Origin of the sequence: Actinokineospora sp. NBRC 105648, from assembly GCF_030269645.1 — a bacterium.
Lineage (GTDB): Bacteria > Actinomycetota > Actinomycetes > Mycobacteriales > Pseudonocardiaceae > Actinokineospora.
On record NZ_BSTR01000013.1, the window covers coordinates 58080 to 70379 of the forward strand.

The window sequence follows — 12300 nt, forward strand, 5'->3', positions numbered from 1 at the left end:
AGTTTCCGGACAGTGAACCAAGGTAGAATTGGGTTCTCTGGAAGGGGACGATGTTGGCGCGGTCGAGGAGGAGTTTCTCTCGGGAGTATCGGGAGGAAGCTGCGAAGTTGGTGATCGAGACCGGGCGTCCGATCGCACAGGTGGCGAAGGAGTTGGGTGTCGGTGAGGTCAGTCTCGGAAAGTGGGTGAAGGACTATCGTGCGTCGCAGGGTGGCGAGGAGTCGCCGTTGACTGTGTCGGAGCGGGCGAGATTGCGGGAGTTGGAGCGGGAAGCGCGTGATCTGAGGCTGGAGAACGAGTTCCTGAAAAAAGCTGCCGCGTACTTTGCCAAGGATCATCGGTGAGCGACAAGTTCGAGTTCATCGACGCACAGCACGCACCCGACAATACGGACTCCCCGACATCGTTGCCGGTCACGCGGATGTGTCGACTTCTCGGCATATCGCGGTCGGGCTTCTACGAATGGAGGACTCGCCCAACCTCGGCCACCCTGGTGCGTCGGAGCGGACTGTCGCGGTTGATCACGTCGTTCTTCGAGGCGTCCGACGGTACCTACGGCTATCGGCGGATCCACGCCGATCTGGCGGCCCAGGGCGTGCGGTGCGGGCCCGAGTTGGTACGTCAGGTCATGCGTGAGCTGGGGCTTCGAGCGTGTCAGCCCCGGCCGTGGCGGTTCTCACTGACCGCCGACGACGGCCAGGTCCACGACATCCCCGACCTGGTCCGGCGAGATTTCACCGCCGAGGCGCCGGGCCGGAAGGCCGTGGGCGACATCACCTACATCCCGACCGACGAAGGGTGGCTCTATCTCGCCACCGTCATCGATTGCCACACCAGGGCCGTGACCGGTTGGGCCATGGACGACAACTACAAGACTCCCCTGATCGACACCGCGATCCGCCACGCCGCCGGCAAGGGCCTCCTGGCCGACAACGCGATATTCCACTCCGACCGCGGCAGCAATTACACCTCGGCCACCTTCGCCGCCACCCTCACATCACTGCGAATCCGACAGTCCGTGGGCCGCACCGGAATCTGCTATGACAACGCCCTCGCGGAATCCTTCTTCGCCACCCTGAAAAACGAACTCGTCCACCGCACCCGCTACCCCACCCGCGAACACGCCCGCCAAGACATTGCCCGATACATCGAACTCCGCTACAATTCCAGACGCCGTCACTCCGCACTGGGATACCGCACACCACGAGAAGTGCACCACGCATACCATGCTCGACAATCAGCAGCTCCAGTCGCTGTTTAGTCACTGTCCGGAGACTTCGGGGCACCCCAATCTAGTGGACTCGCTTCGTGTGGGGGAGGAGTACCGCTAAACTTGACCCTGTGGTGGGGATGCCCTTCACCCCACGCTTTTTCCCCACCGCGGTGCTCTAGGGGCCCCACACGAAGCGAGTTCACTAGATCGAGCCCTGCTTGTAAATCGGGCAGCCCAAGCGACGAGCCGCCGAAGACGGTCGACCGTAGGTCGGTGTGCGGCACACCCTCCGAGCTGCCCGAGTAAGAGCGGGGCTCGATTGGCTGGACTGCCTTCGCGCGGGGCCCCTGGAGCACCGCGGTGGGGAAAAAGCGTGGGGTGAAGGGCATCCCCACACACGGCAAGTTTAGCGGTGCTCTCCCCCCACACGAAGGCAGTCCACCCAATCGAGCACAAACGTAGCGGGTCTTGCGTACCAGCGGGCTCGGCATTTAGAGATTGAAGGTAAAGGCAAGGGCAAGGGCAAGGGCAGGGTTGGTGGTGCGGTTTGTGGGTGGAAAGGCTGAGGGCGCAGCGGATGTGTTCCGCTGCGCCCTCGTCTCCGCTGCTCGCGACTCGACCTTCGTCAGTCGCCGTGCTGTGAGCCGGCCGGTCAGTCGATTGCCGGGTCGTATTCGTTCGGGTGGACTGTGTTGCTCAGCATTCGGCCGTGGGCGCCGAAGGTGAAGTGGGTTGGGGTTTGGCCGGTCTCGTCGAGTCCGAACAGGACTCCGTGGGACCGGAGCCTGCGTGCGTCGCGGTGGTCGGCGACCGTTACTGAAGCGCAGGGGATGACCTTCTCGCGCCAGGTGAAGACGTAGATGCCGGGGCGGAGCTCGTACACCGTGTTCTCGTCGGTGTCCGCTAGGCCCTTCTCCGGGCCCGCGAGGCACTGCCAGGTGTACCAGTGCCTGCTCAGGTAGACGTGCTCGTAGGCGTGGGCCTCGCTGTAGATCCACATCGCCCGCCTGCCGATGAGGGCGGTGCTGGGGGCGGGGGTCTCGCCCCGGACGTCGACGCCCTGGATGGTGGCGGGGGTGAAGGTCTGGGTGACCCGGGGGCGACCGTCGCCGATCGTGGTGCGGACCTCGAGGGCGCGGCCGAAGCGGGTGTCGAGGAACAGGGACACGGCCTGCTGGTGGTTCGCCTGCGCGTGCAGCTGCACGTAGTAGAGGCCGTCGTCGACCAGGAAGGTCTCGCACTGGTCCACACCGCCGTCCCACTCGACCCGGGTGCCGGTGAAGGACGCGGTCAGGGTGCTGCCGTCGGGGCGCTCCAGGACCAGCGTGCTGCCGTGCAGGTCACCCACGGTCGGGGCCTTGTTGGCGTCGAAACCCGGGGCCAGGCCGTCGAGCGGCAGCCAGGTCGAGGTGTCGGACAGGGAGAGCGCGGTGTCGGTCATGACGGTCCCTTCTCAGCGGGTTGCTCAGCAGTGTTGGCCGTGCGGCGCCCGGGCGGAACCGGGATGGGAACCGCCGTGCGGTCGCGGTCAAAGACGGTGCAGTGGGTGGCAACCGGAGCACCCCGGGAGCGCCCAGGATGGGCCGCATGCGTCTGGAACTCGCGGGTAGAGCGGTACTGGTGACCGGCGCGGCCTCGGGGATCGGCCTGGCCTGCGCGCGGGCGTTCCTCGCCGAGGGCGCCCGGGTGGCCATGCTGGACCGGGTGCCGGTGCCGGTGCTCGACGGGCTGGTGGTGCAGGCCGATGTCACCGACGAGTCCCAGGTCGTCGACGCGATCGCCTCGGTGGTGGCGCGGTTCGGCGGGCTGGACGTCGTGGTCGGGTGCGCCGGGGTGTCCGGGCCGGTCGGCACGCCGCTGGTGGAGACCAGCGCGGCCGACATCGCCAAGGTGCTCGCGGTCAACGTGACCGGCCAGCTGCTGGTCGCCAAGCACGCCGTGCCGCACCTGCCGGTCGGTGGTTCGATCGTCCTGCTGGCCAGCGACTCCGCCTTCGTCTCGGCCCCGGGGATGGTGCCCTACTGCGCCTCCAAGGGCGCCGTGGTGGCCCTGACCAGCGCGCTGGCCGTGGAGCTCGACGGCATCCGGGTCAACTGCGTCTGCCCGTCCATCGTGGACACCCCGATGGCCCGCGCGGACCTCGGCGACCACGTCATCGACGAGGCGGACTTCCCGGTCCTGGCCGCCGACGAGGTGGCCGCGCACGTGCTGTACCTGGCCTCGCCGGTGTCGCGGTCGATCAACGGCCAGGCCGTCCTGGCCGACTTCGGCGTGTCGGCCCGCTCCGGCTTCCCGGCCTGACCCCGCGCCACAGCGGGCGGGTTCGGCCGGCTCCGCGCCGGTGTCCGAGCACCACTGCCAGTCGGCGAAGACGCGGCGGCCCGGCCCGGGTCCGCGCCGAGGTCCAGCTCCGGTGGCGGGAACCGCCGCGCGACCCCCGGGTCGACCCGGTAGTCGACCAGTGCCCGCCAGGCGGATCCGGCGCGAGCGGTATTCGGCGATCAACGAGCGAGCGGTGCCCACCGACCCGATCAGGCCGGTGGGCACCGCCCACGATCCCCGGTGCTAGGCGCTCTCGCCCAGGTAGGCGTGGTGCAGGGTCTCCGGGGAGCCCAGCAGCTCCTGCGCGTCGCCCTGGTAGGTGACCCGGCCCGAGGACACCACCAGCGCGTCCTGGGCCACCCCGAGCGCCAGGTGCGTGAACTGCTCCACCAGCAGGATCGCCGCGCCCTCCTCGGCGAAGCGGGTGACCATCGGCAGCAGCCGGGTGAACACGACCGGGGCCAGGCCCAGGGACATCTCGTCGATCAGCAGGAACTTCGGTCGCGCGGCGAACGCCCTGGCCAGCACCACCATCTGCTGCTCTCCGCCGCTGAGCAGCGCGGTGGGGGAGTTCCGGCGCTTGTCCAGCTCCGGGAACAGCGCCAGCACCTCCTCCACTCGGGGCCAGGTGCGCGCGGTCAGCTTGAGGTTCTCCATCACGGTCAGCCCCGGGAACACCGCGCGGCCCTGTTCGATGTGCGCCAGGCCTTGCTTCGCCCTGGCCACCCGGGAGTGCTTGGTGATCTCGGTGTCTCCGATGTGGACACTGCCCGCCGCGGTCGGGACGACCCCGGAGATCGCCTCCAGCAGACTGGTCTTGCCCGCGCCGTTCGGTCCGACCAGGGCCGTGATCCGGCCCGGCGCCAGGGTGAGGGTGACGTCCCGGATGACCGGGCCCGCGCCGCGTGTGACCGTGACGTCCTGTACCCGCAAACCGCTCACAGCAACTCCGTTTCACCCATGTACGCCTTGAGCACCGCCGGGTCCGCCAGCACCTCGGCCTGCGGGCCGCTGGCCAGCACCTGGCCGAAGTCCAGCACCGTGATCGTGTCGCAGACGGTGCGCACCAGGTCCAGGTCGTGCTCGATGAGCAGCACCGACACCCCGAACCGGGCGGGCACCTGGCGCAGCCGGGCGCCGAGCGCGACGTGCTCCTCGTGCGGCAGGCCCGCGGCGGGCTCGTCGAGCAGCAGCACCTTCGGCTTGGCCAGCAGGTGGCCGACGACCTCCACGAGCCGCCGCGCGCCCACGTCGACGCGGCGCAGCGGGGTGCGCGCGGGTGGGCAGCCGAAGAACTCCAGCGCCTCGGCGATCTCCGTCCCGCTCAGCCTGCGCCGGGCGACGAACCGCACGTACGCCCCGACCGTCAGCCCTGCGGGCACCCGGTCCTGCTGGAAAGTCCGCCGCAGACCCGCCCGGGCGCGCTTGGTGGGTGAGAGCCCGGTCAGCGGACGCCCGTCCAACTCCACCGATCCGCTCGCCTGCGGGAGGAATCCGCTGATGATGTCGACCAAAGTGGACTTCCCGGCGCCGTTGGGGCCGATCACGCCGAGCACCCCGTTGGACGGCACTGCCAAGTCCACATGGGACAAAGCCTTGACCTCGCCGAAGCTGACACTCAGGTCGCGCACCACCAGCACCGGCGCGCCCGGTGGCGGCACCTCGAGGTCCGGTGGCGGCTCGGACAGCGCCACCCCGGCGGCGTCCTTCGAGCGCTTGCGCCACAGCTCGCGGACCAGGACGCCCAGGTTCCCGCCGGTGGTCAGCGCGTGCGTGCCGAGCAGGCCGAAGATGACGAAACCCCAGTCCTGCGGCACCCCCCAGCGCTTGAGCAGCTCGGGGACCGCGACCCACAGGACCGCGCCGAACACCGCCATGTCGATCAGGTGCGCGCCGGACATGATCGCCAGCACGTAGAGCGCCAGCGACTGCATCGCCGAGAAGCTGGCCGGGAAGGCCAAACCGACCTGGCCGGTCAGCAGGCCGCCCGCGACACCACCCAGTGCGGCGCTCACCGCGAACGCGGTCAGCTTCGACGTGCGCACGCTCGCGCCCGCCGCCGCCGTGCCGCGCTCGGAGAACGCCACCGCCTGCCACCCGCTGCCCCACCGGCCGCGGCGCAGGAAGTGCACACCCAGGCAGCACAGCGTGAGCACGATGATGCCGAGCAGGAAGTACTCCCGGTCATCGGCGAAGGCCGTGGGCCGCTCGACCGAGATGCCGTCGACGGTCCCCGGGAACTGGATCTGCACCAGTGTCAGGTCGGCCGCCGCGGCCAGGCCGAGGGTGACCACGGCGAGGTTGATGCCGCGCAACCGCAGCGCGGGCAGCCCGACGATCACGCCCACCACGCCCGCGGCCAGACCGCCGAGCAGCAGCCAGACGAAGAAGCCGCCGGGCGCGCCCTCCCGGTTGAGCCAGGACACCACCCACGCGCCGACGGCGGCGAAGGTCAGCTGGCACAGCGAGACCATGCCCGCGCTGCCGGTGACCACCCCCAGCCCCAGCAGCGCGATGCCCGCGACGATCGCGCTCATCCCGAGGTAGACGAAGTAGCCGTCGAGCCCGACGCTGAGCAGGTACCCGACGACGATGGCCGCCCCGGCGACGATGAGCGGGACCCCGAACCGGCTCAGCGGCCCTGGCTCAGCGCGTGACATCCCAAACCTCCTTGCGCCGCGAACGCGGCGGCAGTGCGATGACGGGCAACGCGGCGACGGGCAGTGCGGTGACAGGCAGTGCGGTGACAGGCAGTGCTGTGACAAGCAGTGCGGCGACCGGCGCGGTGTAGTGGAGGGCGGGCGCCGCACGGTCCCGTGTGGACCGGAGGGCAGGTGCCGCGTGGTCATTGGTGGATCGGAGTGCGGGCGCCGCCCGGTGCCGCACAGATCGGAGGGCGGGTGCCGAACGGTCCTGTGGGGACAGGAGGGCGGGTGCCGCGCGGTGCCGCACAGATCGGAGAGCGGGCGCGGCAAGGTCCTGCGGGGACTGGAGAGCGGGTGCCGCGCGGTCCTCGGTGGATCGGAGTGCGGGCGCCGCCCGGTGTCGCGCGGATCGGAGTGCGGGCGCCGCCCGGTGTCGCGCGGATCGGAGAGCGGGTGCGGCGCGGTGCTGCGCGGATCGGAGATCGGGAGCGGCGCAGTCCTGTGTGGACTTCAGAGCGGGGGCGGCGCGCCCGACCGCGGCCAGGGTGCCCAGCGCGGGCCCTGCCTCCGCGCTGGACACCCGTACCCGCCCGGTGCCCCTGGACACCGGCTCGTGGGCCGCGCGCGGCCCGTGTTCAGCGCGCGACATCCCAGACCTCCTTGCGCTGCGACCACAGGAGCAGGCCGACGATCACCAGGAACGGCAGGAAGTACCGCGCCACCGACAGGCTGTCCACCTGCGCCACCGCGCCCTGGGCCATGCCCAGCACCAGCCCGCCCGCGACCGCCAGGTCGAGCCTGCGGAAACCGCCCAGCAGGGCGGCGGCCGAGGCCGGGACCACCAGCATGGCCAGCGAGGTGGCGTCGTTGGACTGCGACGGCGCCACGATCGAGATGACCAGGGTGCTCAGCAGCCCGGTCACCCCCCAGACCGCGACGCTGAGCTTCTTGGCCGGGATGCCCATCAGCTCCGCGGTGGTCGGCCGCTCGGACAGCGCCCGCAGCTCCAGGCCGAACGAGCTCTTCACCAGCACCGCGCGGCAGCCCAGCGCGATCAGCACCGAGAGCGCCACGGTCACCACCGTCACCTGGCTGACCACCACGCCGTTCACCGAGAACGCCGGGCCGTCGAGGATCGGGTGGAAGGGCTGCGGCTTGTTGCCGAACAGGATGAACGAGAGCGAGATGAGCAGCAGGAGCACCGCGACGGTGACCGCCGAGCGGGTGCCGATGTCGGCCTCGGCCAGCCAGGTGGCGACGATCCAGCCGAGCAGCGCGCTCAGCAGGCCGCCCAGCGCGATCCCGACCAGCGTCGCCGCCCAGGTGGGCAGTCCGAAGTAGATGGACAGCCAGACCGCCACGTAGCAGCCGAACATCCCGGTCGCGGACTGGCTGAAGTTCACCACCCGCACGAGTCTGGACATCAGGGTCAGGCAGACGGCCAGTACCGCGAACAGCCCGCCCGCGGCGAGCCCCGCCAGTGCTCCTTGCAGCATGTGCTGTGTTCCCTACTACTCCTGGAGCGGTCGGGGCCGCGGTAGTCTCGCCCGCGGCCCCGACCGGTCGTGGTGGGTTCCCGTTACTTCTTGGGGATCCGCAGCCAGTCGTCCGCGGCCAGCTCCCACTTGTTGGTGCCGGTGGCGAGCTTGATCGGCCAGCCAGCGGTGTTGTCGTGGTGGGTCTGGCCCTTGCCGAACACGTACGGGGTGCCGACCATCGGGTCGCTGATCGGCGACATCTCCTGCAGCGCCTTGGTCACCGACTCCCGGTTGATGTCACCGGAGATGCCCTTGATCACCTGCAGGAAGTACTTCGCCGCCAGGTAGCCGCCCTGGCTGAACGAGGTCAGCGGGATGTTGTTCTTGGTCATCAGCTCCCGCCACTCCTTGGTCTGGGTGCTGGCGGCGTCGGTGAACGGGTAGAACTCGGCGGGCACGTAGACGCCAGCGCCGGCGTTGGCGATCGCCTTGGCGTAGTTCTCGCTGTAGACGCTGGTCAGCAGCAGCCAGGTGACGTCGTTCCAGCCCTGCGCCGCGGCGGCCTTGAGCTGGCCGATGGAGTCCGGCTCGACCGGGTTCACCGTGATGGCCTTGCAGCCCGCCGAGCGCGCCTTGACGATGTAGGAGGTGTAGTCCGATCCGCCGTAGGGGACCGTGGCGTCCATGTACGTGAGCTTCTTGCCGGTGATGGCGGTCCACTCGTCGATCGCGGCCTGGTACGAGGGCAGCGTGTTGCCCGCGATCTCCAGCAGCGCGCAGATGTTGTCGAGCTTGAGCACCTCGGAGCCGTAGAGCAGCGTCAGCGTCATGTCGTGGTACGGGCCGACGTTCGCCGGGGCGATGTTGGGGCTGCTGAAGCACGCCGGGTCCACGCCGATGCCGGAGATGGACAGGATCTTCTGCTGCGCGTAGTACTTGTTGTTGATCTCGCACTCGATCAGGCTCGACGAGCCGACCAGCGCGACCGCGTTGTCCGCGCCGACGACCTCGCGCGCGGCGGCCGCGGCGGCGGCCGGGTCGCCCTTGTCGTCGAGCGCCTTGTAGGAGATCTGGCGGCCGTTGACGCCACCGGCGGCGTTGGCGGCGTCGAAGACGGCCTTGGCCGCGGCCGAGGCCTCGGGGAAGGTCGCCGCACCGCTGAGCGCGTTGACCGAGCCGACCACGATCGGGCCGCTGGACCCGCCGCTGCCGCCGCTGCTGCTGTTGTTGGCACACCCGGCTGCGACGAGCGTGACCGCGGCGGCCACGGCCACGCGGCGCATGATCTTTCTCATAGCGGTCCCTGTCCTGTTTCTCGGCTGCGGTCGCTTTCGCTCGCAGTACACGGGGATCTTCGAGGTGGATGGGACCCTACGAGCGCCGAGCGCGCCGGGCCTTGGCTTTGCGGGCACGCAAGTTGTCTCGCCCGGCACGGGGTGCGACCTGGATCACCCCCGCGACGCCGAAAGCCGTCCCCCGGGCACGGGTGGGCCCGGGGAACGGCTTTCCTTCGCGGAGAAGGTCTATCCAGCGGTGGCGGCGACCACCGGTGCGGAGTCCACGATCTGCTCGAAGCTGGTGACGGTCTCGCCGTCGAACTTCCACACGTGCGCCACCCGCGCGGTGAACGAGCGGCCGGACTCCTTGTGGGTGGCCGCGTAGCTGCCCAGGCCGACCACCGTGGCACCGCCGTCGACGAGCTCGGCGAGGGTGAAGGTGTAGCCGTCCCAGTCCCGGCCGATCGCCTCGAACACGTTGGCGCGCACCGCGTCCGGGCCGGTGTAGGTGCCCGCGTAGGGGAACCCGGCGGCCTCGGTCCAGGTGGTCGAGGCGGTGATGGGGGCGAGCATGCCGTCGAGGTCACCGCGGTCGCTGGCCGCGTAGTGCGCGCTGACGACGTCCACTGTAGACAATCCGGTCTCCTTCTAGACGGGCTGGGCGTCGGGGTAGGTCACCGAGCCCAGCGGGTAGACGTGCCCACCGGCGGTGGAGTGCTCCGTGCTCCCGTCGCCGGTGATCCCGAGGAACACCCCGGTCGTGCGCAGCGCGAGCCCGAGGTCGTGCAGCCACACGCTGGCCACCGCGATGCGGAACTCGCGGAAGCAGAACAGGTACAGCCCGTCGGCGAACTTCCACACGGTCGAGAGGTCCATGTCCCCGTGCCCGCGCTGGATGCCCTCGAGGCACTGCCAGGCGTAGCGCTGCGAGGAGACGTAGACGTGCTCGTAGAGGTGTTCGGGGCTGTAGCGGTAGAGGTTGCGCCGACCGATCAGGTCGCGCGACGGGCCGGGGACCTCACCGGTCGGCTCGCCGCCGTCGGTGGTGCCCGCCCAGAAGGTCTGCGACACGCGGGGGACGCCCTCGACGTCCTCGGCACCCAGCACCGACCGCACGGCGAGCGCGCGGTGGGTGGTCGTGGAGAACACCACCGTCAGCGACTCGCCCTCGACGCTGGTCTTGGGCAGGTTCACGAAGTAGACGTCCTCGCGCACGGCGACCGCGTCGTAGGGGTCCTGCACACCGTTGCAGGTGAGCTTCTCCGCGTCGTCGAAGCGCAGGTCGAGCGTGCTGCCGTCATCGAGGGTGACGGTGAGCTCACGCCCGGTGAGATCGGCGTTGGGCAGGCGGTAGGTGGCGATCCCCGCGGCGAACTCGTCGTAGGTGCGCCACTCGTCCTCGGGTGCGGTCGACATGCGCCCATCGTGGGAGCCCGGCGCCCGCCGGGCCAGCCGCGCGGGTCCGCCTGAGCGCTGGGGGGCAAGATCTGGTCGCTCCAGGTCAACTGGCCTTGATCAACTGGATACGATGGTCCCCCGTGCTCAGCGGAGGGAGAACCGCCGTGCGGCGACCCTGGGTCGGCTACACAGTGCCGGTGCTGGCCAACGTCGTGCTGGGAGTCTTCGCCAGCTACCCGGTGCTGATCTACTACTCGGCCGCGCGCGACTACATCAGGGAGCGGTTCACCGGTATCGGGGACCCGCTGGAGGGTGACTTCACCGCGGCGCTCGCCGTCGGTGGCGTGCTGGCGGCGGTGGCCATCTTCGCGGCGGTGAACGCGATCCTGCGACACGCCGTGGCCGAGCGCGGCAGCTGGTACTGGCCGGTGACCATCACCCTGCTGCTCGCCCCCGGCCTGGCGGCACTCGCCTGGGCCGGACCGTTCGCTGGCTGAGTTCACCCAGTTCAGGTGAGGGGTTCACCCGGGTGTCACCCGATCGGGTAATACCCCGGCATGGACACGGCGATGCTGGTGCTGGTCGGGCTCATCGGCCTGGCCCTGCTGTTCGACTACACCAACGGCTTCCACGACTCGGCGAACTCGATCGCCACGGTGGTCGCCACCGGCGTGCTGCGCCCCAGGTGGGCGGTGGCCTGGGCGGCCGGGTTCAACTTCATCGCGTTCCTGCTGGTCGCCACGGCGGTGGCGGACACCGTCGGGCAGACGGTCAAACCGGAGTTCTTCAGCCCGACCCTGGTCTTCGCCGCCCTGTTCGGCGCGATCAGCTGGAACTACGTGTCCTGGCACCTGGGCCTGCCCACCTCGTCCTCGCACTCCCTGGTCGGCGGGCTGGTAGGTGCGGGCCTGGCGGTCGGCGGCTTCGCCGCGCTCAAAGGCGCCAGCGTGATCAAGACGGCGGTGTTCATCCTGGTCAGCCCGGTAGCGGGCATGCTGCTCGGCGGTCTCATCATGCTCGGCCTGCGCGCCCTGCTGGCCCGCGCCGACGTCGAGAAGAGCGAACGCGGCTTCCGCTGGGCGCAGCTGGTCTCCTCGGCGGCGGTCTCGGTAGGACACGGCGGCAACGACGCGCAGAAGACCATGGGCGTCATCGCGGCACTGCTGGTCAGCACCGGCCACCTACAGGCCCAGGACGGACACCTGCCCATCCCCCTGTGGGTCGGCCTGGCAGCCGCGAGCGCCATCGCCCTGGGCACCCTCTCCGGCGGTTGGCGAATCGTGAAGACCATGGGCAACGACATCACCCCACTACGCCCGGTGAGCGGCTTCGCGGCCGAGACCGGAGCAGCCATCGCCCTGTTCGGCTCGACAGCTCTGGGGGCACCGGTGTCCACAACACACACAGTGGCGGGTGCCATCACCGGCGTAGGCACGGTGAACAAGGGCGCATCAGTCGATTGGTCGATCTTCCGCCGAGTCGCACTGGCTTGGCTCGTGACGATCCCGTTCGCCGCAGTGGTCTCGGCGGGAACCTACGCACTGGCGACACTGCCCAACCACGCGGTTGCGGCGACGTTGTGCAGCTTGTTGGTGGCGGCCTTGGCTGTGTTCGTGGTGATCGCACTGCGCCGGGCACCGGGAGCGGGAGACGTGGAACCGGAACGCCGACCGGCAGTAGCGGAATCGCTCTAGCCCATTTCTTTCCTTTTCTCGACCCCCTGTCCAGTCACAGCGGCAAGGCGGCCGCCCCCTCCCGCCACCAAACCGCAGCGGATAGGCCGACCCTGCTGGTAAGCAAGTCCCGTTACGGATGCTCGATCTAGTGGACTTGCTTCGTGTGGAGGGAGAGTGCCGCTAAACTTGCCATGGGTGGGGATGCCCTTACCCTGCCCTTTTCTCTCCACCGCCGTGCTCTAGGGGCCCCGCGCGAAGCGAGTTCACTAGATCGAGCCCCCGTCTTTTCCT

The 12300-nt window shown here is 69.7% G+C and carries 11 protein-coding genes; 4 read left to right on the forward strand and 7 right to left on the reverse strand.

The features are described from left to right. Positions 1-53 precede the first annotated feature (53 nt). Positions 54-1261 (forward strand): IS3 family transposase gene (locus QSK30_RS14535; protein WP_502871838.1). Its coding sequence is split into 2 segments (ribosomal slippage): positions 54-315 and positions 315-1261, totalling 1209 coding nucleotides; the frame shifts between segments, so codons are not numbered across the junction. A gap of 604 nt (positions 1262-1865) precedes the next feature. On the opposite strand, the gene QSK30_RS14540 is transcribed toward QSK30_RS14535, so the two are convergent. Continuing rightward, positions 1866-2654, reverse strand: a complete 789-nt coding sequence (locus tag QSK30_RS14540; RefSeq protein WP_285503148.1) for a molybdenum cofactor biosynthesis F family protein — start codon at positions 2652-2654, stop codon at positions 1866-1868. 146 nt (positions 2655-2800) lie between these two features. On the opposite strand from QSK30_RS14540, the gene QSK30_RS14545 reads away from it, so the two are divergent. After that, positions 2801-3514 carry an SDR family NAD(P)-dependent oxidoreductase gene (locus QSK30_RS14545; protein WP_285503149.1) on the forward strand — a complete coding sequence of 238 codons (714 nt, stop codon included), beginning with the start codon at positions 2801-2803 and terminating at the stop codon, positions 3512-3514. A 264-nt stretch (positions 3515-3778) separates the two neighbouring features. On the opposite strand, the gene QSK30_RS14550 is transcribed toward QSK30_RS14545, so the two are convergent. The 6 genes from QSK30_RS14550 to QSK30_RS14575 all read right to left on the reverse strand — a co-directional run bounded on the left by QSK30_RS14550 (position 3779) and on the right by QSK30_RS14575 (position 10351). Further along, positions 3779-4477, reverse strand: coding sequence for an ABC transporter ATP-binding protein (locus QSK30_RS14550; RefSeq protein WP_285503150.1), 699 nt, complete (start codon positions 4475-4477; stop codon positions 3779-3781). Further along, positions 4474-6195 (reverse strand): branched-chain amino acid ABC transporter ATP-binding protein/permease, encoded by a 1722-nt coding sequence (locus QSK30_RS14555; protein ID WP_285503151.1) that lies wholly within the window; start codon positions 6193-6195, stop codon positions 4474-4476. Before QSK30_RS14555 ends, QSK30_RS14550 begins: the two co-directional genes overlap by 4 nt. A 620-nt stretch (positions 6196-6815) precedes the next feature. Beyond that, positions 6816-7676 (reverse strand): branched-chain amino acid ABC transporter permease, encoded by an 861-nt coding sequence (locus tag QSK30_RS14560; protein WP_285503153.1) that lies wholly within the window; start codon positions 7674-7676, stop codon positions 6816-6818. A gap of 83 nt (positions 7677-7759) precedes the next feature. Further along, positions 7760-8953 (reverse strand): ABC transporter substrate-binding protein, encoded by a 1194-nt coding sequence (locus QSK30_RS14565; RefSeq protein WP_285503156.1) that lies wholly within the window; start codon positions 8951-8953, stop codon positions 7760-7762. A 228-nt stretch (positions 8954-9181) separates the two neighbouring features. Beyond that, on the reverse strand, positions 9182-9562 hold the full coding sequence (locus QSK30_RS14570) for a nuclear transport factor 2 family protein (RefSeq protein ID WP_502871839.1): 381 nt from the start codon (positions 9560-9562) through the stop codon (positions 9182-9184). Positions 9563-9583: 21 nt separating this feature from the next. Further along, complete coding sequence (locus QSK30_RS14575) at positions 9584-10351, reverse strand: MoaF C-terminal domain-containing protein (protein WP_285503159.1); 768 nt, start codon at positions 10349-10351, stop codon at positions 9584-9586. A gap of 146 nt (positions 10352-10497) precedes the next feature. On the opposite strand from QSK30_RS14575, the gene QSK30_RS14580 reads away from it, so the two are divergent. Together QSK30_RS14580 and QSK30_RS14585 are read left to right on the forward strand one after the other, a co-directional pair. Beyond that, the gene (locus QSK30_RS14580; RefSeq protein ID WP_285503161.1) at positions 10498-10830 is read left to right on the forward strand and encodes a hypothetical protein; all 333 of its coding nucleotides are present in this window, start codon (positions 10498-10500) and stop codon (positions 10828-10830) included. Positions 10831-10890: 60 nt separating this feature from the next. Beyond that, positions 10891-12027, forward strand: coding sequence for an inorganic phosphate transporter (locus QSK30_RS14585; protein WP_285503162.1), 1137 nt, complete (start codon positions 10891-10893; stop codon positions 12025-12027). Positions 12028-12300: the final 273 nt, after the last annotated feature.